The organism is uncultured Leifsonia sp., from assembly GCF_945957465.1.
Lineage (GTDB): Bacteria > Actinomycetota > Actinomycetes > Actinomycetales > Microbacteriaceae > Leifsonia.
This window is the reverse complement of the sequence record NZ_CAMFLC010000003.1, coordinates 126,861-144,834: the sequence shown is the minus strand read 5'-3', so window position 1 is coordinate 144,834 and position 17,974 is coordinate 126,861. Positions and strand designations below refer to the sequence as shown.

Annotated in this window: 21 protein-coding genes, 1 tRNA gene and 1 other RNA gene; 14 read left to right on the top strand and 9 right to left on the bottom strand. The window is 69.0% G+C overall.

Translation table 11 applies throughout. The features are described 5' to 3' along the window. Nucleotides 1–19 precede the first annotated feature (19 nt). From rph to Q0Q23_RS02965, 3 genes are all read left to right on the top strand, one after another. Nucleotides 20–775 (top strand): ribonuclease PH, encoded by a 756-nt coding sequence (gene rph / locus Q0Q23_RS02975; RefSeq protein WP_295119037.1) that lies wholly within the window; start codon nt 20–22, stop codon nt 773–775. Then, nucleotides 775–1,371 carry an RdgB/HAM1 family non-canonical purine NTP pyrophosphatase gene (gene rdgB / locus Q0Q23_RS02970; RefSeq protein ID WP_295119034.1) on the top strand — a complete coding sequence of 199 codons (597 nt, stop codon included), beginning with the start codon at nt 775–777 and terminating at the stop codon, nt 1,369–1,371. The genes rph and rdgB overlap by 1 nt, the downstream gene beginning before the upstream one ends. Before the next feature lie 80 nt (nt 1,372–1,451). Beyond that, complete coding sequence (locus Q0Q23_RS02965; protein WP_295119031.1) at nt 1,452–2,354, top strand: cation diffusion facilitator family transporter; 903 nt, start codon at nt 1,452–1,454, stop codon at nt 2,352–2,354. 18 nt (nt 2,355–2,372) lie between these two features. Here Q0Q23_RS02965 and Q0Q23_RS02960 read toward each other — a convergent pair whose 3' ends face one another. From Q0Q23_RS02960 to Q0Q23_RS02945, 4 genes are all read right to left on the bottom strand, one after another. Beyond that, complete coding sequence (locus Q0Q23_RS02960; RefSeq protein WP_295119029.1) at nt 2,373–3,080, bottom strand: DedA family protein; 708 nt, start codon at nt 3,078–3,080, stop codon at nt 2,373–2,375. Nucleotides 3,081–3,227: 147 nt separating this feature from the next. Further along, a tRNA-Leu gene (locus Q0Q23_RS02955) sits at nt 3,228–3,309 on the bottom strand. A 27-nt stretch (nt 3,310–3,336) separates the two neighbouring features. Then, nucleotides 3,337–4,374, bottom strand: a complete 1,038-nt coding sequence (locus Q0Q23_RS02950) for an LLM class flavin-dependent oxidoreductase (protein WP_295119026.1) — start codon at nt 4,372–4,374, stop codon at nt 3,337–3,339. Between the two features lie 57 nt (nt 4,375–4,431). Beyond that, nucleotides 4,432–5,712, bottom strand: a complete 1,281-nt coding sequence (locus Q0Q23_RS02945; protein WP_295119023.1) for an MFS transporter — start codon at nt 5,710–5,712, stop codon at nt 4,432–4,434. Nucleotides 5,713–5,803: 91 nt separating this feature from the next. On the opposite strand from Q0Q23_RS02945, the gene prfB reads away from it, so the two are divergent. The 6 genes from prfB to Q0Q23_RS02915 all read left to right on the top strand — a co-directional run bounded on the left by prfB (nt 5,804) and on the right by Q0Q23_RS02915 (nt 11,215). Beyond that, on the top strand, nt 5,804–6,916 hold the full coding sequence (gene prfB, locus Q0Q23_RS02940; RefSeq protein WP_295119020.1) for a peptide chain release factor 2: 1,113 nt from the start codon (nt 5,804–5,806) through the stop codon (nt 6,914–6,916). A gap of 127 nt (nt 6,917–7,043) precedes the next feature. Then, nucleotides 7,044–8,141 (top strand): cell division ATP-binding protein FtsE, encoded by a 1,098-nt coding sequence (gene ftsE / locus Q0Q23_RS02935; RefSeq protein ID WP_295119017.1) that lies wholly within the window; start codon nt 7,044–7,046, stop codon nt 8,139–8,141. Continuing rightward, a complete protein-coding gene (gene ftsX / locus Q0Q23_RS02930; protein WP_295119014.1) occupies nt 8,138–9,043 on the top strand; it encodes a permease-like cell division protein FtsX in 906 nt (301 codons plus the stop codon). The genes ftsE and ftsX overlap by 4 nt, the downstream gene beginning before the upstream one ends. Before the next feature lie 67 nt (nt 9,044–9,110). Further along, nucleotides 9,111–9,587, top strand: coding sequence for an SsrA-binding protein SmpB (gene smpB / locus Q0Q23_RS02925; protein WP_055919602.1), 477 nt, complete (start codon nt 9,111–9,113; stop codon nt 9,585–9,587). Nucleotides 9,588–9,632: 45 nt separating this feature from the next. Further along, nucleotides 9,633–10,406 (top strand): tyrosine-protein phosphatase, encoded by a 774-nt coding sequence (locus Q0Q23_RS02920; protein ID WP_295119007.1) that lies wholly within the window; start codon nt 9,633–9,635, stop codon nt 10,404–10,406. A gap of 77 nt (nt 10,407–10,483) precedes the next feature. After that, nucleotides 10,484–11,215, top strand: coding sequence for a DUF5666 domain-containing protein (locus Q0Q23_RS02915; protein ID WP_363316230.1), 732 nt, complete (start codon nt 10,484–10,486; stop codon nt 11,213–11,215). A gap of 21 nt (nt 11,216–11,236) precedes the next feature. Here the strand turns inward: Q0Q23_RS02915 and Q0Q23_RS02910 are convergent, their stop codons facing one another. Beyond that, nucleotides 11,237–11,905 (bottom strand): SIMPL domain-containing protein, encoded by a 669-nt coding sequence (locus Q0Q23_RS02910; RefSeq protein ID WP_295119004.1) that lies wholly within the window; start codon nt 11,903–11,905, stop codon nt 11,237–11,239. 127 nt (nt 11,906–12,032) lie between these two features. On the opposite strand from Q0Q23_RS02910, the gene ssrA reads away from it, so the two are divergent. Together ssrA and Q0Q23_RS02900 are read left to right on the top strand one after the other, a co-directional pair. Then, nucleotides 12,033–12,428, top strand: a transfer-messenger RNA (tmRNA) gene (ssrA, locus tag Q0Q23_RS02905). Between the two features lie 80 nt (nt 12,429–12,508). Continuing rightward, entirely contained in the window at nt 12,509–13,000 is a 492-nt protein-coding gene (locus tag Q0Q23_RS02900; protein ID WP_295119001.1) for a hypothetical protein, read from the top strand. On the opposite strand, the gene Q0Q23_RS02895 is transcribed toward Q0Q23_RS02900, so the two are convergent. After that, nucleotides 12,997–13,437 (bottom strand): CGNR zinc finger domain-containing protein, encoded by a 441-nt coding sequence (locus tag Q0Q23_RS02895; protein ID WP_295118998.1) that lies wholly within the window; start codon nt 13,435–13,437, stop codon nt 12,997–12,999. The two genes, Q0Q23_RS02900 and Q0Q23_RS02895, sit on opposite strands and share 4 nt — an antisense overlap. Nucleotides 13,438–13,510: 73 nt before the next feature. On the opposite strand from Q0Q23_RS02895, the gene Q0Q23_RS02890 reads away from it, so the two are divergent. Together Q0Q23_RS02890 and Q0Q23_RS02885 are read left to right on the top strand one after the other, a co-directional pair. After that, a complete protein-coding gene (locus Q0Q23_RS02890) occupies nt 13,511–13,819 on the top strand; it encodes a hypothetical protein (protein ID WP_295118995.1) in 309 nt (102 codons plus the stop codon). Further along, nucleotides 13,816–14,865 carry a transporter gene (locus Q0Q23_RS02885; protein ID WP_295118992.1) on the top strand — a complete coding sequence of 350 codons (1,050 nt, stop codon included), beginning with the start codon at nt 13,816–13,818 and terminating at the stop codon, nt 14,863–14,865. The genes Q0Q23_RS02890 and Q0Q23_RS02885 overlap by 4 nt, the downstream gene beginning before the upstream one ends. 16 nt (nt 14,866–14,881) lie before the next feature. On the opposite strand, the gene Q0Q23_RS02880 is transcribed toward Q0Q23_RS02885, so the two are convergent. Further along, nucleotides 14,882–15,322, bottom strand: a complete 441-nt coding sequence (locus Q0Q23_RS02880) for a MarR family winged helix-turn-helix transcriptional regulator (RefSeq protein WP_295118989.1) — start codon at nt 15,320–15,322, stop codon at nt 14,882–14,884. Next, entirely contained in the window at nt 15,319–15,528 is a 210-nt protein-coding gene (locus tag Q0Q23_RS02875; RefSeq protein WP_208041735.1) for a hypothetical protein, read from the bottom strand. Before Q0Q23_RS02875 ends, Q0Q23_RS02880 begins: the two co-directional genes overlap by 4 nt. A gap of 70 nt (nt 15,529–15,598) precedes the next feature. Here Q0Q23_RS02875 and Q0Q23_RS02870 point away from each other — a divergent pair, with 70 nt between their 5' ends. Then, nucleotides 15,599–16,486: a hypothetical protein gene (locus tag Q0Q23_RS02870; protein WP_295118984.1), complete on the top strand. Its 888-nt coding sequence runs from the start codon at nt 15,599–15,601 to the stop codon at nt 16,484–16,486. Between the two features lie 62 nt (nt 16,487–16,548). On the opposite strand, the gene Q0Q23_RS02865 is transcribed toward Q0Q23_RS02870, so the two are convergent. Continuing rightward, complete coding sequence (locus tag Q0Q23_RS02865; RefSeq protein WP_295118981.1) at nt 16,549–17,757, bottom strand: toxic anion resistance protein; 1,209 nt, start codon at nt 17,755–17,757, stop codon at nt 16,549–16,551. Between the last annotated feature and the right edge of the window lie 217 nt (nt 17,758–17,974).

Sequence of the window (17,974 nt, the reverse complement as noted above, 5' to 3'; positions counted from 1 at the left end):
ACCCTTCGAGGAGACAACCGTGACCGAGACCACCCGTGCCGACGGCCGCAGGCCGGACGGACTGCGACCCGTCACCATCGAGCGCGGCTGGAGCCGTCAGGCCGAAGGCTCCGCGCTGATCTCGTTCGGCAACACGCGCGTGCTGTGCACGGCGTCGTTCACGAACGGGGTGCCGCGCTGGATGGCCGGAAAGGGCCGGGGCTGGGTTACGGCCGAGTACGCCATGCTGCCCCGCTCCACGAACGAGCGCATGGACCGTGAATCGGTCAAGGGCCGGATCGGCGGACGGACCCACGAGATCAGCCGGCTGATCGGGCGCAGTCTGCGAGCCGTCGTCGACATGAAGGCCCTCGGCGAGAACACGATCGTGATCGACTGCGACGTGCTTCAGGCCGACGGCGGCACGCGCACCGCGGCCATCACCGGGGCGTACGTCGCCCTGGCGGATGCGCTCGAATGGGGGCGCGACCACCGCTTCATCGCACAGAAGGCCACTCCGCTCATCGACTCGGTCTCCGCCGTCTCCGTCGGCATCATCGACGGCGAGCCGATGCTCGACCTGGCGTATGTGGAGGACGTGCGCGCCGAGACCGACATGAACGTCGTCGTGACCGGCCGCGGCCTCTTCGTCGAGGTGCAGGGCACCGCGGAGGGTGCGCCGTTCGACCGCAGGGAACTCGACGCACTGCTCGACCTCGCGCTCGAAGGCACCTCCACGCTGGCCGAGGTGCAGCGGGCCGCGCTGGCGTCGTCCGAGCTCGGCATCGAGGGCTGATGGTCCGCGTCGTCCTCGCCACGCACAACCGCCACAAGGCGGCGGAGTTCCAGCAGATCCTCGGCGACGCCGTCCCCGGGCTCGAGATCGTCGGCTACGACGGCCCCGAGCCCGTTGAAGACGGCGTGACCTTCGCCGAGAACGCTCTGATCAAAGCGCGCGCGGCCGCCGCACGCTCGGGGCTGCCCGCGCTGGCGGACGACTCCGGCATCTGCGTCGACGCCATGGGCGGCGCGCCGGGCATCTTCTCGGCACGGTGGGCGGGCCGGCACGGCGACGCCGAGGCCAACCTCCGCTTGCTGCTCGATCAGCTCGCCGACCTCCCCGACGGCGCCCGGGCCGGCCACTTCACGGCGACGCTGGCACTCGTGACCCCGGAGGGCGCGACGACCGTGGTCGAGGGCGTCTGGCCCGGGCGCATCGCGCGCGAGGCCAGAGGAGCGCACGGGCACGGCTACGACCCGATCTTCATCCCCGAGGGGCACGAGGCGACGGCCGCGGAGCTGGGGCCGGACGCGAAGAACGTCGAGAGCCACCGTTCGCGCGCGTTCGCTGCGATCGTCCCCGCGCTGAGGGAACTGGTCGCTGCAGGCTGACGAGAATGAGAACGGCACTCATTCCCATCTAGCCGGACGGCTGGCGGGCGCCGGTGGCTTCGACTTACCGTAGAAGAACCATGAGCCATGACCACGGGCACGCCGCCAACCGTAATCGACTCCTGATCGCCATCGGGATCGTCGCAGCGGTGCTCGTGGTGGAGGTCGTCGGCGCGTGGATCAGCGGTTCGCTGTCGCTGCTCGCCGACGCCGGCCACATGCTGAGCGATCTCACCGGGCTCGTCGTGGCGCTGATGGCCACCATCGTGGCCGCGCGGCCCGCCACCGACCGGCAGACTTTCGGCTACCGGCGCGCAGAGGTCTTCGGAGCGCTCATCAACGGGCTGATCCTCGTCGTCGTGGCCGTGACGGTCACGATCGGCGCGATCGGCCGGCTCGTGTCGGGCGAAACCGGCGTGCAGTCCGGCGCCATGCTGATCGTCGCGGTCATCGGCCTGGTGGCGAACTTCGGCGCGCTGCTTCTGCTGCGCCCGGCCGCCGGGCATTCGATCAACATGCGCGGCGCCTACCTGGAGGTGTTCGGCGACCTCATCGGATCGGTGACGGTCATCGTCGCGGCAGTGGTGATCATGTTCACCGGCTTCCAGGCCGCCGACGCGATCGCGTCGCTCCTCATCGCCGCGTTCATCGTGCCGCGCGCCGTGATGCTGCTGCGCGACGTCGTGCGCGTGCTCAGCGAAGCGGCACCCGCGGACACGGATGTCGCGGAGATCCGCGACCACATCCTGGGGACGAAGGGCGTCGTCGCCGTGCACGACGTGCACGTCTGGGCGATCACCTCAGGAGCACCCGTGTTCACTGCACACGTCGTCGTCGAGCCGGGAGTGTTCAGCTCCGGGGGCGCCGGGAAGCTCCTGGACGAGCTCTCCGGGTGCCTGTCGACCCACTTCGACGTGGAGCACTCCACGTTCCAGCTGGAGCCCGCGGAGCACGCCGCCCACGAGGACGAGTTCCACCGCTGACGTGCGGCGGCCCTCTGGTCAGACGTCGGGGGTCGGGCGCGGCTCGGCCGGCTCTGCCGCGGCCGCTGCGAGCCGCTTCCTCTTGGCCTTGCGCAGCGACTGGAAGTAGTGGAAGAGCGTCGGGATGAGCGTGATGACGACGGCTCCGATGAGGATCACGTCGATGTAGTTCGAGACGAACGTCGCCACCGGCGGGATGTATCCGATGACGTAGCCGAAGAGGGTGAGGCCGGCGCCCCAGATCAGCGCCCCGATCGCGTTGTAGAGCGAGTACTTCTTGTAGTTCATGTGGCCGACGCCGGCGGCGACGGGGGCGAACGTGCGCACGATCGGCACGAAGCGGGCGAGGATGACCGCCAGCGCACCGAACCGGTCGAAGAAGGCGTTGGTGCGGCGCACATTCTCCATGCTGAACAGCCCGGTCTCTCTGCGTTCGAAGACCCGTGGCCCGGCTTTGTGCCCGATCAGGTAGCCGACCTCGCCGCCGAGGAACGCGGCGAAGGCGATCGCGAGGCACACCCACCAGATGTCCACCCCGAAGACGAGCGAGGTGTGGGTGAGCAGGCCGGAGATGACGAGCAGGGTGTCGCCCGGGAGCAGGAAGCCGACCAGCAGGCCGGTCTCGGCGAAGACGATCCCGCACACCACCAGCAGCGCCCACGGACCCGCGGCCGAGATGATCGTGTGCGGGTCGAGCCAGGGGATGAGGCCGGCGTGATGGATCACGTGTCTCCAGGGTTTCGGTGTCGGATTCACGCCGAGTTTAGTGGGACGAACCTGCACGAAGCGTGCGAATCGTGGAAGCGCGAGCGAAGATCACCCTGTGGTCCCACTGGGCGGCAGCAGTGTTCATCCGATGGATGGTCGATGCGGTGCGGGAGAAGGGACTCGAACCCTCACGCCGTGAAGCACAGGAACCTAAATCCTGCGTGTCTGCCAGTTTCACCACTCCCGCGGCTCGCGCCGCCGAAGCGCCGCGCGGCTACGACAATAGCTCATCCACGCGCGGCGCCACCTCGCGACCGAGGAGGTCGATCGCCCGCATGATGTGCTCGTGGCCGAGCGTCCCGTTGCTGAGCTTGACGTCGAAGCGGGTGAGCCCGAGCCCGCGGGCGGCATACGCGATCTTCTGCGCCACGGTCTCGGGGGAGCCGACCACCAGTGCGCCGTCCTCCGCCGCCTCGTGCTCGAACCGCGCGCGGGTGGCGGGCGGCCAGCCGCGCTCCCGTCCGATCCGGTTGGTCATCGCCTCCCAGTGCGGCCAGAGGGTGTCCTTCGCCTCCTGGTCGGTCTCGGCGACGAACCCGGGGGAGTGCACGCCGATCGGCAGCGTGGTGTCGGGTCCGAACTGCTCCAGCGCGTTCCGGTACAGCTCGGTGAGCGGTTGGAAGCGCATCGGGCCGCCGCCGATGATCGCGACCATGAGCGGGAGGCCGTAGCGGGCGGCGCGCACGACGGACTCGGGACTGCCGCCGACGCCGATCCACGTCTTCAGGAGGCCGTGCTCGACCGGTGGGAAGACCGACTGGTCGGTGAGAGGCGGTCGGAGGCTGCCCTCCCAGGTGACCGGCTGCTGCCTGCGTAGGGCGGCGAAGAGGTCGAGCTTCTCGTCGAAGAGCTCCTCGTACTGCGCGATGTCGAACCCGAACAGCGGGAAGGACTCGATGAACGATCCGCGGCCGAGGATGACCTCGGCTCGGCCGTTCGAGACGCCGTCGAGCGTGGCGAAACGCTCGAACACCCGCACCGGGTCGTCCGAGCTCAGCACGGTGACGGCCGACCCGAGGTGGATCCGGTCGGTCTGCCCGGCGATCGCGGCGAGCACGACGTCGGGCGCCGACACCGAGAAGTCCTGCCGGTGGTGCTCGCCGATGCCGATGAAGTCGAGGCCGGCCTGATCGGCCTGGATGCCCTCTGCGACGACGTTGCGCAGCACCTGTGCGTGCGACAACGGCGCCCCGTCGGCGTCCAGCGTCACGTCGCCGAACGTGTCGATCCCGATCTCCAGTCGTGCCGCCATGCGTCGTCCTCCTGCTCGATGCGTTTGCATACGTCTGGAACTGTACTGGGGCCGCCGCTATTCCGTCAGGCCGTCGGCACGCGGTGGGCGGCGCGGGATGTAGCGGGGGATGAAGCGCGCGAGAAGCCCGGCCCCGAGCAGCCCGAGCAGGCCCATGACCCCGCTCGCGAAGGCGATCGAGACCAGACCGGTCAGCAGTGAGACCACGAGTGGCGCCACCGCCTGACCGGCATCGCCGGTGAACCTCCAGGCGCCGAGGAAGGCGGCAGGGGCCTCGCTCGGCGCCAGGTCGGCGCCCAGCGTCATGATGATGCCGGAGCCGATGCCGTTCGCGAACGCGAGGAAGAGCGAGACGCCGATGTACCAGGCGACGTTCGCCGGCAGGTCGTGACTGAACGCCAGTGCAAGGAAGCCGGCTCCCAGCCCGAGCATGGAGGGCACGACGCTCCACATCCGGCCGAACCGGTCCATGAGTTGACCGCTCGCGTAGAACAGCGCGAAGTCGACGGCCCCCGCGATGCCGATGATGAGCGCCGTGTTCGACTCGCTGAGCCCGATCGAGACCGCCCAGAGGGGAAGCAGCACGGTGCGCGCCGAACGCACGGCGGCGACGAGGGAGATGCCGGATCCCATCCGCGCCAGGACGCCGCGGAACGCCCAGATCGTCGAGAACAGTCCGCGGGTGCGCTCGTCGGCGTCCTCCTCTCCGGCGGTCAGCTGCTCCCCGTCGTGACCGGGAGACGTGGGCGCCGGGCCGAACATCCGCTCGGGATCGGGAAGGACCAGGAGGACGACGACGGAGCCGAGACAGCTGACGATGAAGATCCAGAACACGGACCGGGTCGAGCCGGTGAGGGCGATGACGCCGGAGGCGATGAGCGGCCCGACGAACCAGCCCGCGCGGAAGATCCCGCCGAGCGTCGACAGCGCCCGGGCGCGGTAGCGCACGGGGACGTAGGTGGTCATGAACGCGTGGCGGGCGAGCGCGAACACGGCGGTGGCGAGCCCGACCACGAAGATGCCCGCCATCAGGACCCAGTAGTTCGGGGCGAGCAGGCAGATGACGACCCCCACGACCGCCACCGCCGCCGCGCCGATCATCGCGGTGCGCTCGCCGATCCGTGAGACCACCCAGCCGCTCGGGATGTCGCCCGCGAGCTCGCCCAGCATCAGCATCGAGGCGATGAAGCCGGCCATCGCGAGCGTGGCACCGAGGTTGCCCGCGGCGATCGGGATGATCGGGATGATCGCGCCCTCGCCGATCGAGAACAGCAGCGTGGGCAGAAAGGCGGCCAGGGCGACGGCGCGGAACGAGAACGGGCGCTCATCGGAAGTCATTTGGTTTACACACTACAACTGCCCCCGTGCCGTCACGCGAGCGCCGTCACGCGAGCGCCCGGGCGGCGGCGCCGGTAGGCTGGAGGACGCCATGATCGAACTTGACCTCTCCCCGCAGATCGCGGACCTCCGCTCGACTCTCGCCGACATCGTCGCCGTCGTGAACGTGGAGAAGCTCCGCGCCGACATCGCCGACCTCAGCGAGCAGGCCGGAGCGCCCGACCTCTGGGATGACACGGCGAACGCGCAGAAGGTGACGAGCGCGCTCAGCCACCGCCAGGCCGAGCTCGGTCGCATCACGTCCGTCGAGCAGCGCCTCGACGATCTCGAAGTGCTCGTCGAGCTCGCCAACGAGGGCGACGACGAGGAGTCGGCGGCCGAGGCCCGCGCCGAGCTGGAGGCCCTGCAGAAGACGCTGGGCGACCTCGAGGTGCAGACCCTGCTGAGCGGCGAGTACGACGAGCGCGCCGCCATCGTCACGATCCGCTCGGGCGCAGGAGGCGACGACGCCACGGACTTCGCCGAGATGCTCATGCGCATGTACCTGCGCTGGGCGGAGCAGCACAAGTACCCGGTCAAGGTCATGGACACCTCCTACGCCGAGGGCGCCGGCATCAAGTCGGCCACGTTCGAGGTCGACGCCCCCTACGCGTTCGGCACGCTCTCCGTCGAGGCCGGAACGCACCGGCTCGCGCGCATCAGCCCCTTCGGCTCCGCCGACAAGCGTCAGACGTCGTTCGCGGCGGTCGAGGTCATCCCCCTGATGGAGGAGGCGACGGCCGTGGAAGTGCCCGAGGGCGACATCCGCGTCGACGTCTTCCGGTCCTCCGGCCCGGGCGGGCAGTCGGTCAACACGACCGACTCGGCTGTGCGCATCACCCACCTCCCGACCGGCATCGTCGTCTCGATGCAGAACGAGAAGTCGCAGATCCAGAACCGCGCGGCCGCCATGCGCGTGCTGCAGACGCGCCTGCTCCTCCTCCAGAAAGAGGAGGAGGCCGCGAAGAAGAAGGAGCTCGCCGGCACCATCACCGCGAGCTGGGGCGATCAGATGCGCTCCTACTTCCTCTACGGACAGCAGCTCGTGAAAGACCTGCGCACCGGCTACGAGTCGGGCAACCCGGCCTCCGTGTTCGACGGCGACCTCGACGGCTTCATCGCAGCGGGCATCCGCTGGCGGGCCGGCTCCAAAGACGACGACTGAGCAGGCTCACGGCCCCGGGCGGCCGACGGCGGCGCGCATAGCCCGCGTTCCGGCGACTGTCAGGCTTGCAGCCCGCTGGCATGTCGCTACTGTGGATCGCGCAAGTGTTGCTTAGTCTCTAACAGTCATGATCCGGTTCGAACACGTATCCAAGCAGTACTCGGGCACGACGCGCCCAGCGCTCAACGGCATCAACCTGGAAGTGCTGCGCGGCGAGTTCGTCTTCCTCGTCGGCGCCTCCGGCTCCGGCAAGTCGAGCTGCCTCCGGCTGATCCTCAAGGAGGAGCGGCCGACCAAGGGTGCCATCCATGTCCTCGGACAGGACCTGGGCTCGATCTCCTCGCGCAAGGTCCCGTACTTCCGACGCAACATCGGCGTCGTCTTCCAGGATTTCCGGCTCCTCCCGAACAAGACCGTCTTCCAGAACGTGGCCTTCACGCTGCAGGTGATCGGCAAGTCCCGCGGATTCATCCAGGAGGCCGTGCCGGACGTCCTGAAGATGGTGGGCCTGGACGGCAAGGCGCAGCGCCTTCCCCACGAGCTCTCCGGTGGTGAGCAGCAGCGCGTCGCGATCGCGCGCGCCGTCGTCAACAAGCCGCAGATCCTGCTCGCCGACGAGCCGACCGGAAACCTCGACCCCGCCACCAGCGCGGGCATCATGCAGGTGCTCGCGCAGATCAACGCCGGAGGCACCACGGTGTTGATGGCGACGCACGAGGCCGCGATCGTCGACCAGATGAAACAGCGCGTGATCGAGCTGGTCGGCGGACAGATCGTCCGCGACGAGCGTCACGGCGGCTACGGCGTGACGACCTCCATCCCGCTGCCGCGACCGACGGCGGAGGGCCTCGCCGTCCCCGCCGCGACGGCGACGGGTGTCGTCGCCTCGCCCGCGGCCTCCGAGCCCATGACGCGGCCGCATACGCCGGTGTCGAACCCCACCGGTCCGGTGAGGGTCGGCGGAACGGGCCCGGTCCAGCCGGTGTCGGCTCCCGTACCCGCGTCCGCCGCGCCGTCGCAACCGGCACAGACGGAGGCCCCCGTGCAGCAGGCCGCGCCCCAGCAGGCACCTGCGCCCGCGGTGCCGGTGCCGGTCACGGTGCCGGCGGCCGCCGCAGGGGAGGACCTCCCCGATCACCTGAACTTCACCGCCAACCTCGACCTGAGCGGACTGCGCGACGCGTCCGACCGTGACGGCGAACAGAATGTGGGACCCACGAAATGAGATTCGGGCTCATCTGGTCGGAGGTCGGCAATGGCCTGCGGCGCAACCTCTCGATGGTCGTCTCCGTCGTGCTCGTCACCTTCATCTCGCTGACCTTCGTCGGCACGGCCGCGCTGCTCCAGCTGCAGATCGCGCAGATGAAGACGTACTGGTACGACCGCGCGCAGGTCGCCGTCTACATGTGCACCGAGACGGACAACTGCCCGGGCGGCGCTGCGACCGAGCAGACCGTGGCCGCGGTGAAGAAGCAGCTGGAATCGCCGGAGATCGCGCCCTACATCCAGAAGTTCTACTTCCAGGACCAGAAGCAGGGCTACGAGCAGTTCAAGCAGCAGTTCAAAGGCAACCAGATCGCCGACTACGTCACACCGGACATGATCCCGCAGACGTTCTGGGTCAACCTCAAGGATCCCAACCGTTCCGATGTGCTGACCGAGACCCTGTCGAACTCGCCCGGTGTGCAGAGCGTGGTCGACCAGCGCAGCTATCTCGACCAGATCTTCAACATCCTCAACGCCGCGAGTCTCACCGCCATCGGCATCGCGATCCTCATGCTGGTCGCCGCCGTTCTGCTGATCGCGACGACGATCCGGCTCTCGGCGTTCTCGCGACGGCGTGAGATCGGCATCATGCGACTGGTCGGCGCTTCGAACCGGTTCATCCAGACGCCGTTCATCATCGAGGGCGTGATCGCCGCACTCATCGGCTCCATCCTGAGCTGCGTCGTGATCTGGCTGGGCGTGCAGTACTTCGTGCGGGGATTCCTCAGCCCGCGGATCCCGTCGATCAACTTCGTGGGGATGGACCAAGGCTGGCTGGTGATCCCGCTGCTCATCATCGTGGGCGTCGTCCTTGCCGCGGCCTCGGCGAACTTCGCGATCAAGCGGTATCTGAGGGTCTGACCCGTATAGACTGGTCTGCTGCCCGGCGACGTGCCGGGCAGCACCATCTTCGACGTCAGGAGCAGCTGTGCCCAGGGAACGTGGCCAGAAGGTCGTGGCCACCAATCGCCGAGCGCGCCACGACTACACCATCGAGGACACCTACGAGGCGGGACTCGTCCTGACCGGTACCGAGGTGAAGTCGCTGCGCGAGGGACGTGCGTCGCTGGTGGACGGGTATGCGTTCGTCGACGGCGGCGAGGCGTGGCTCGACGCGGTGCACATCCCGGAGTACCTCGACGGGACGTGGAACAATCATGCGCCGCGCCGCAAGCGCAAGCTGCTGCTCCACAAGGCCCAGATCGTCAAGATCGAGAACAAGGTCAAGCAGGGCGGCTACACGATCGTGCCGCTCTCGATCTACTTCAGCGACGGACGCGCCAAGGTCGAGATCGCCATCGCCAAGGGCAAGCGCGAGTACGACAAGAGGCAGGCTCTACGCGAGCGGCAGGACAATCGCGAAGCCGAGCGGGCGATGTCCAGCAGGCGTCACCTCGGCGAGTGACCCGAACCGGGGTGTCCTGTCGGGAGCGGGTGGCAGGATGAGGTCATGAGCACGCACGACGAGCGGACCGGCGGCCGGGTGACCGACATCGCCGAGCGCATCCCGGTGAACGGCACGTACAACTTCCGCGATGTCGGCGGCTACCCCGTGCCGACGGGGGTCGTGCGTCGCGGCAAGCTGTTCCGTTCGGACGGCCTGGCGCGTCTCGGCGAGCAGGGCCGGCGGTCGCTGCGCGATCTCGGCGTCCGCATCGTGATCGACCTGCGCGACGACTTCGAGACGGAAGTGATGCCCGACGACGTCGACGGGCTCGGCATCGAACGTCTGCATCTCCCGGTGTTCGAAGGGTCGGGTGCGTCCGCATCCACGATCGGCGTCACCCTGGCCGGCCTGTACGAGAAGATCCTGCTGCAGCACCGCGACGTGGTGGTCACCGCGCTGCGCGAGATCGCGGACACCGGCGACGAGGCGGTCGTCGTGCACTGCACCGCGGGCAAGGACCGCACCGGCGTCGTCGTCGCGCTCGCTCTGAGCGCCGTCGGCGTCGACCGCGAGACGGTGGTGGCAGACTATGCTGCCACCCAGGCCAATCTCGATGGCCCGTGGCTGGAGGGGATGATCGCACTGGTGAGGAGTCATGGTGTTGAGGTGACACCGGCTCTGCGCATCATCCTGGGTGGGAGCCCTCCCGAGGCGCTCGAGGAGTCGCTCGATCTGCTCGACCGTGAGTTCGGCGGGGTGCGCGACTATCTGCTCGAGGCCGGCCTGAGCGAGGTCGAGCTGGCGAAACTGCGTTCGGTGCTCGTGGAGCCGACCTGACCGATGAATCAGCGCCGACGTTCACATCCAAGCCATAACCGCCTCCCAGCCGGAATGCGGTTCGATCGGGTGTTCTGGTGAGTATGGACGAGTCCCAGCCCACGGAGCCGCTGCCGCCGGCGCAGCCGCAGCCGCAGTATGGTCAGCCGCAGTACGGGCAGCAGCAGTACGGGCAGCAGCAGTACGGTCCCGGTCCGCAGCAGCCGGGTGCGTTTCCTCCGACGTACGGCACCGGCGCCCAGCGGGCGTCCGCGGCCGAACCCTTCTACAAGCGCCACGGGCTGGCCTTCGCGATCTCGACGCTGGTGCTCGCGGTCATCATGCTGATCGGCATCGCCGGGGCGGGAGCGTTCGCACTCGGTTCCGTGCTGCTGCACGCCTCGTCGGTGTCGCACGTCGTGCTGGGCGGCGGCCACCCGCCTGTCCAGCAGGCGCCGGGCCAGAAGGGTGGCGGCCAGAACGGCGGCGGCCAGAGCGGTGGAGGCCAGAACGGTCGTCAGGACGAGGGGCCGATCGCCAAGGGCGTCGTCCGTGGCAGCGTGACGAAGATCGACGGATCGACGTGGACACTCGTGACATCGCGCGGCGCCACTCTCACCGTCGACACGTCCTCGTCGACGTCCTATGGGGCTCCGGGGCAGGATCAGAAGGCCTCCGACTTCGCTGTCGGAGACGAGGTCATCGTGGTCGGGGAGCGGTCGGGGGCGACCGTGACGGCCGCGCGGATCCTCAAGATCTCCGACCTGCCGTGGCGGCCTCCGTCGCTCCCGGGCTCGACCGCGACGCCGGGTGCGACTCCCGGGAGCTGACCCGCGGCGTACGGCCGGCGGTCAGTTCGCGGCGAACCGTGCGTGCACCTGCACCGCGACCGTGATCTGTTCCGGCTTGAGGGCGAGTGTCGCGCCGCCGAAGTCTGCGTTCATCGCGCGGGCCGCCAGAGGTTGGACCGGCTGCCCGGGCGCGGGTCCATCGCCCAGCATCCCGGGGTCGCTCAGTGCGAGCGGCCGCACGCTGCCGAGCCCGAGGCTCGTGGCGTAGACCGTCGCCTTCGCGACCGCGTTCTCGACGGCGCGCCGGCGGGCCTCCTGTGTGATCGTCTGCCGGCGCGCCTCCGTCAGCGTCCAGCTGACGCCCTGGATCGCGACGCCGTCGAGCAGCGACACCACGCCCACCCAATCCGACAGCGCTGCCGGCTCGTTGAAGGTGACGTCGATGCCGACTTCGGCGTGATAGACCGGCGCGAGCCGCCGGCCGTCCTGGTTCCAGGGGCGCTCACCCCACACACGCAGCTGGTCGGAGGACCACGAGGTCACCGGGCCGGTCTGCGGATTGTGCAGGTCGCGCAGCTCGGAGACCAGGGAGGCGTGCCGCTGCGTGGTCAGCGCGAGCGTTTCGTCGCGCTGCTCGCCCTCGTACGCGACCGCGATCCGGACCGCGCCGCGCTCGGCGGGATGCGTGAGTTCGTACTCGCCCTGAACGGTGATGATGGTGTCGGCCATCCATTGATGCTGGCATAGAACCGACGTCCCGGTTGTTGTAAGATGAGAAGCTCGCCGCCGCGTGCGGCGCATGCACCTGCACAACTCAACAGCGCGCGATGACGACCCGGCCTCACGGCCGTCGCACGGGGATGATCGGTTTCGACATTGTCTGCGAGAGTGTGAGAAGCGGGTCGAGGATGCATGGTTATCTCGCTAACGATCCATGCGAAAAAATAAGTGCCAATAACAAGAGCACTGTCTCGGCCAAGGCCGACTTCGCCCTCGCGGCGTAAGTTCCCCTTCGCCATTTGAAGAGACCGTCAGACCGGGAACTGTCTTCTACCCGGATCCTGGCGTCAGCTAGAAGACTTGCTTCTGCGTTGAGCATCAGGGCGCAGAGGGACTCTCACTGATACTGAGCCCGTCGGAGCAGGTGCCAGCGACAAGCTCCGGGGCTGAGAAAGCGACTTCACTGGCTACGCCCGTAGAAGGCACATGACCACAGCAGTGGACGGGGGTTCGATTCCCCCCATCTCCACCGATGGTCGTCATCGCGCGTTGTTCGAGTTCTTCCTCGCGCATTGCCCAGCCGCGGGTGTAGCGTGCGCTCGGGCGGTGGCGATGGCTCATTGGGTTCTGATCGTGCTGCACGCGGGGACCGCGGTGGCGGCGTTCGTGCTGGGCTGCCTGGTCTTGGCGGCGCTGCCTAGCACCGCACGCGCAGCCCGGTTCGTCGCGTTCTTCTGGTGCGTGATCGCCTCCATGTCGCTGCTGGTCGCTGTCGTGCTGTTCGACTGGGTGCAGTTGAACCCGACCAGGCGGATCGCGTTCGGCATCCTGTGCGCCCTCGCGGCCTACCTCGTCATTCGGGTGCTCCAGGCGAGAGCGGCGCTCGTACGCAAGCCCGCGACCTGGCGCAAAGCGCTCATCGGGCACGTCGGGTTCGTGATGATCTCGCTGTTCGACGGCTTCTGCATCGTGTCCGCGATCGATCTCCGGCTGCCGCCGTGGTTGATCGTCACCGTCGCTGTGCTCGGAGTCGTCGTGGGCGTCGTGGTGATCCGTGCTCTCGTTCGACGGGACGCGGCCGGTGAGCCCGCGGGCGCGAACTAACCGCGACGCTCCGCGCGGCGTGCGTAATGGCGGCGCGCCTTGATCCGGTTGCCGCAGTCGGCCATCGAGCACCAGCGGGCCGTGTTCGGCTTGCTGTGGTCGATCAGGAACTTGGTGCACTCGGGGTTCGCGCAGGGGCGGAGCCGTCCGGGGAGTTCCTGCTGCACGCGCGCCCACTCGAGCACCAGTTCCGCGCGGCCGTCGTCGGACGCGGTCTCCTGCGCCCACTCGACGCCCGTGTCCGTCATCACCGGTCGACGACTCACCCGCTCGAGATACGGCGCGAGCGTCGTCGGAACGGCCTCCCCGCGAATGACGGCCTGCAACCGATCGCGCAGCCGGATCAACTCAGGGTCGTCGAGCGTCTCCACCACGCGGCCGTCGACCACGGGCGCACTGTTGAGCACGGCGAGCAGGGCTTTCTCTGATGCGAGCACCTAACCACTATAACGCACTTGACAGGTTAGGATATCCGGCACTACAGTGATGCCGCTACGAAAGGAACCCCTGGTGACCACCGCTTTGATCGTCGGCCATCCCGACCTCACGGCATCGCGGCTCAGCGCCGCACTCACGGAGGCCGCACGCCACATCCCCGGCGTCGCTGTCCGCGTTCTGAGCGAGCTCGCCCCGACGGATGACGACGCGATCCGCGCGCCGCTGAAGGCGACGGCGCATCGCCTCGGAATGCGCTGGCAGCCGCCCGTGGTCGACCACGGCGTGCGCGGCCTCGATCAGAGCGACGTCGACGCCGTCACGCGCCGATTCGCCGACATTCTGACGGGCGCCCGGGAGGGCGAGAAGGAGCTGGTTCGATGAGCGACGCGAGCATGACCTCGACGGGGCAGGCCGAACCGGTCCCCGAACATCGCCGGACGGCCCCGCGCATCCCGCTCAACACCCTGGCGATCGCGTTCGGCCTTGCCGGTCTGGCAGCGGTATGGACGACCGCGGGCCGCCTGCTCGGAGCGCCGCAGGCGATCGCGCAGAGCCTGTGGGTGATCGCCGCGGTCGGGTGGCTCTGGCTGATCGTGGCCCATCTGCGTCGCGGTGCGAAGAGTTCCGAGACGCTCGCAGCCCAGCTGCGGCATCCCGCACAGGGCCCGATCGCCGCGCTCGTGCCCGTGGTCGGGATGCTGCTGGGGGCGGACCTGCACCGCTTCGTGCCGGTCGCCGGTGCGATCCTGGTCCTCGTCTCGATGGTGACGGCTGCCGGATTCGCCGCGTGGATCCTGGCGTTCTGGCACTCCGGCAACCTGGCGCCCGAGGCGTTCCACGGCGGTTACCTGTTGCCGACCGTCGGGGCCGGGTTCATCGCGGCGACGACCTCGTACACGGTCGGTCTGCCCGGTGTCGCGATCGCCGCCTTCGCGGTGGGCGCCTTCTTCTGGATCGTCGTGTCGACCGTGCTGCTCGCCCGGCTCGCGTTCTTCCCGCCGCTGCCCGATGCGCTGACGCCGACCTGCGCCATCCTCCTGGCGCCTCCCGCCGTGGCGGGGACGGCGTGGTTCACGATCAACGGAGAGCATGCCGACCCGGTCTCCATCGCGCTCCTCGGGCTCCTCGTGCTCATGGCGCTGCAACAGCTCGCCCTGCTGCCCCGCTACCGCAAGCTGTCGTTCACGCTCGGGTTCTGGTCTTTCACCTTCCCACTCGCAGCGGCCGCCTCGTACGGAGTCGACTGGCTGGCGCTGGCAGCGTTCCCGGGCTGGTCGATCCTGGCGTGGCTCCTGGTCGCGCTCGCCACCGTGGTGATCGTCGCCATCGGCGTGCGCTCACTCTGGCTGGTCTCGAGCGTCAGGCGGGGCGCGCGTCGGGCCGAGATCGTGCTGAGGCGCGCCGACGACCTCGTCGAGCGGCGCTGACCCCGAAACCGCTCGGCTACGGCTCCCGCGTCGCCCGGATGAGCCTGCTCATCGCGCGGTGGAGGTCGCGCAGGTCGTCCTCGGTCATCCCGAGGCGCTGCATCATGGTGCCGGGGATGCTCTCGGCGTACGCGCGCAGCTCGCGGCCCGACGCGGTCAGAGTGATCTCGACCACACGCTCGTCGGCCTCCGACCGTCGGCGGGCGACGTAGCCGAGCGCCTCGAGGCGTTTCACGAGGGGGGAGACGGTCGCGGGCTCGAGCGCGAGCAGGTCGGCGAGTCGCCGCACCGAGAGCGGCTCGTTCTCCCAGAGCGCGAGCATCACCAGGTACTGCGGATGGGTGAGACCGACCGGTTCGAGCACCGGGCGGTACGCGGCGATGACCGAGCGTGCGGCCACCGACAGGGCGAAGCACACCTGGCTCTCGAGGGCCAGCGGGTTGGCGGTGTCGGTCATGGGCAGTGGATCCGGGTCGAGGTGCGGGAGTCGGCGAAGCGCTCGATGACGTGCTGGTCGAGCGGTTTGCCGCACATCGGGCAGGCCGCATCGGCCCGTCGGATGTCCGGACCCTCCGGGTGGCCGGCGCCGAGCTGCGCGGGACCCGTGAAGGTGCGGACGACGTCGTTGGCGCGTTCGTAGAAGCGCCAGAACCGGCCAGCCATGGAGTTCCTCCTGATGAAACCGAAAATGATCAGTGCGCTAACCATTATTGCACTAATCAATGGCGACCAGATGTCCGCATCGCTGGTCCCAGCATGGCTGCAGTTCGGTTCGAGCGTCTACCATGTGGGCATCATGAGGGAACCGGCGGAGGCGGCAGAGGACCCGCAGGCCTTCCTGTCGGGCCTGATCGAACGCGTGCGCCGTGCGCTGCCGGCGGTTCTCGTCGCGCGCGTCCTGGAGGTCGAGCGCAGGCGCACGCTCAGCGACCGGGTCTCCGGCCGAGCCGGAGCGATCGTGCGGATCAGCCTCCTCGGACGGCAGGAGACGCTGACACTGGCGTACGAGCCGGGTCCGCACTGGGCGGGGGAGGCCGTGCTCGTCTACCGCGGAACGCCGGTCGCCCGCCGGCCGCTGCCGCTCGGGGACTGGCTGACCGCCTTCGCAGCGCGCATCGCCGCGTTGCAGGCCGAGATCGCCGGCGACGCCGCCACCTCGTCGCGCGCGCTGCAGTCACTCGGCCTCGAACCTCCCGGGTCGGAGCTGCACGTCCGGGACGCACAGATCCGGGTCGACCTCCGGACGCTGCCCGCACGCCTCGACCGTCGCGTTCCCGCCGAGGTGGCCGCGCAGGTCGGCCGGATCTCCGAGCTGCTGGTGGACGCCCTCGACCGGGTCGCCGGGCAGGGGGACGCCGAGGCGATGGTGCGGCGCACAGCGACCGTCTACCTCCCCGACACTCTGCGCGCGTACCTCGCACTTCCGGACGAATGGGCGGCGCGTCACATCCTCCCGGATGGGACGACCCCGGCCCAGACGCTCGCCGCTCAGCTGAACGAGCTCGAGAGCGCGGCGCGGCGGATGCGGGACGCCGCGGCCGAGCACGACGCGTCGGCGCTCCTGGTCAACGGGCGGTTCCTGTCACAGCGGTTCGGACCGTCGCAGCTCGACCTGCCCTGAGCGCCGGCCGCGCTGAGCGCCGGCCGCGCTGAGCGCCGGCCGCGCTGAGCGCGCCCGGCGGCTCAGGTGGCGCTGTTGTGCGAACGATCCAGATAGCTCCGCGACCGTTCCACCTGCTGCTCCAGGGCCTCGACGGTCTTGCCCATGCTCTCGACCGCCTTGACCCGGTAGGTGTCGATCGCGTCCATCGTCGCGAAGACGTTGTCGAAGGCGTGCTGGAGCGTCTCCAGGCTGACGCCGGTCGAGATCGCCTCCTCGTGCACGCGCGCCGTCTGCTGCCGCAGCAGTTCGCCGGTTCGGTCGATCATGGCGTTGGTCGCGTCGTTGAGCGCGCCGATCTGGTCGAGCACCAGCTCCTGGTTGCCGAGCGCCTGGGCGACGATGATCGCCGTGCGCAGTGCGGCGACCGTGGTCGTGCGTGCCCGCTCGACACCCTTGATGAGTTCCAGATTGTTCTTGCGGATGGCGTCGAGCGCCAGGTAGCCCTGCACGGACACGGCGATCTGGGTGGTGAGGTCCTGTCGCCGCTGCCGGATGGGGAACAGAGCATCGGCGAGCAGCGAGTCGGCCCGCTTCGGATCGGTCGCCCGCAGCTGCGCGGCCTGTGTCTCGATCGACTCGTCGAGGGCCTTAGCGAGTGCGGCGTACTCGCCCAGCTTGCCCATCGTCGCCCACAGGTTGGTGCGCTCGAGATCGATCGCGGCGTTGTCCTTGAGGAGCGCGTCCTGTCCGGAGATCAGCGCAGTGATGATCGCATCGAGCTGTTTCTGGGCAGGCTGGTAGCGCTCGAAGTACCGCATGAGCGACTTTCCGCCGGGCAGGCGGCCGAGAAAGCCCTTGGCGCCGGCCAGGTTGGCGTGACCGGGGTCGAGCTCGGTGATGGTCGTGCGCAGCTGCTGCAGCGTCTGAGCCACCTGCGTCTGCGGGTCGGACGGGCCGCCGCGGCCGCGCGCGGCGGCCAGCGACGATTCCGGGCGCTGCAGCATCCGGTTCGAGACCTCCGACGAGGACCGGATCTCCTGCACGCCCATCCGCGCGATCTCATCGACCTTGCGCGTGAACTCGGGGCTGCCGGGCTCTACGGCCGCGAGGCCGGCGACGAACTCGTCGGCCTTGGCCTGGAGCTCTTCGCGCTTGTCCGGGGGAACGGCGACCATCCCGACCGCCTGATCCCCGCCGACCTCCGGCACGGCGGCGGGAGGCGTGAGCGACACGCCCTCTGGCGGCCCTTCGGGCGGCGTCAACGGCTGATTGAGGTCGAGTTCGGACATCGGAGACTCCTCCCGGCGCGTGGGCACATCATCCCCCGTGCGCCTGAAACCCACACTAGAGCGTGAGGGGCCGGTTCAGCGCGCGTCGTCCCGCTCCGACCCCACCGTGTTCGTGAACCCGGTCACCGGCTGGTTCTCGTCGAACGCGGAGGCTGTGCGGCGATGAGGAAGGTCGCTCCGCCGCTGAGTAGTGTGAGCGGGATCGCGCGCGGCATAG

What these genes read in the sequence shown, in the direction of transcription:
- rdgB (WP_295119034.1), top strand. Translation starts at nt 775, where the DNA reads ATGGTCCGCGTCGTCCTCGCCACGCACAACCGCCACAAGGCGGCGGAG.
- Q0Q23_RS02965 (WP_295119031.1), top strand. Translation starts at nt 1,452, where the DNA reads ATGAGCCATGACCACGGGCACGCCGCCAACCGTAATCGACTCCTGATC.
- Q0Q23_RS02950 (WP_295119026.1), bottom strand. Translation starts at nt 4,374, where the DNA reads ATGGCGGCACGACTGGAGATCGGGATCGACACGTTCGGCGACGTGACG.
- Q0Q23_RS02945 (WP_295119023.1), bottom strand. Translation starts at nt 5,712, where the DNA reads ATGACTTCCGATGAGCGCCCGTTCTCGTTCCGCGCCGTCGCCCTGGCC.
- prfB (WP_295119020.1), top strand. Translation starts at nt 5,804, where the DNA reads ATGATCGAACTTGACCTCTCCCCGCAGATCGCGGACCTCCGCTCGACT.
- ftsE (WP_295119017.1), top strand. Translation starts at nt 7,044, where the DNA reads ATGATCCGGTTCGAACACGTATCCAAGCAGTACTCGGGCACGACGCGC.
- ftsX (WP_295119014.1), top strand. Translation starts at nt 8,138, where the DNA reads ATGAGATTCGGGCTCATCTGGTCGGAGGTCGGCAATGGCCTGCGGCGC.
- Q0Q23_RS02920 (WP_295119007.1), top strand. Translation starts at nt 9,633, where the DNA reads ATGAGCACGCACGACGAGCGGACCGGCGGCCGGGTGACCGACATCGCC.
- Q0Q23_RS02910 (WP_295119004.1), bottom strand. Translation starts at nt 11,905, where the DNA reads ATGGCCGACACCATCATCACCGTTCAGGGCGAGTACGAACTCACGCAT.
- Q0Q23_RS02900 (WP_295119001.1), top strand. Translation starts at nt 12,509, where the DNA reads ATGGCTCATTGGGTTCTGATCGTGCTGCACGCGGGGACCGCGGTGGCG.
- Q0Q23_RS02885 (WP_295118992.1), top strand. Translation starts at nt 13,816, where the DNA reads ATGAGCGACGCGAGCATGACCTCGACGGGGCAGGCCGAACCGGTCCCC.
- Q0Q23_RS02880 (WP_295118989.1), bottom strand. Translation starts at nt 15,322, where the DNA reads ATGACCGACACCGCCAACCCGCTGGCCCTCGAGAGCCAGGTGTGCTTC.
- Q0Q23_RS02875 (WP_208041735.1), bottom strand. Translation starts at nt 15,528, where the DNA reads ATGGCTGGCCGGTTCTGGCGCTTCTACGAACGCGCCAACGACGTCGTC.
- Q0Q23_RS02870 (WP_295118984.1), top strand. Translation starts at nt 15,599, where the DNA reads ATGTCCGCATCGCTGGTCCCAGCATGGCTGCAGTTCGGTTCGAGCGTC.
- Q0Q23_RS02865 (WP_295118981.1), bottom strand. Translation starts at nt 17,757, where the DNA reads ATGTCCGAACTCGACCTCAATCAGCCGTTGACGCCGCCCGAAGGGCCG.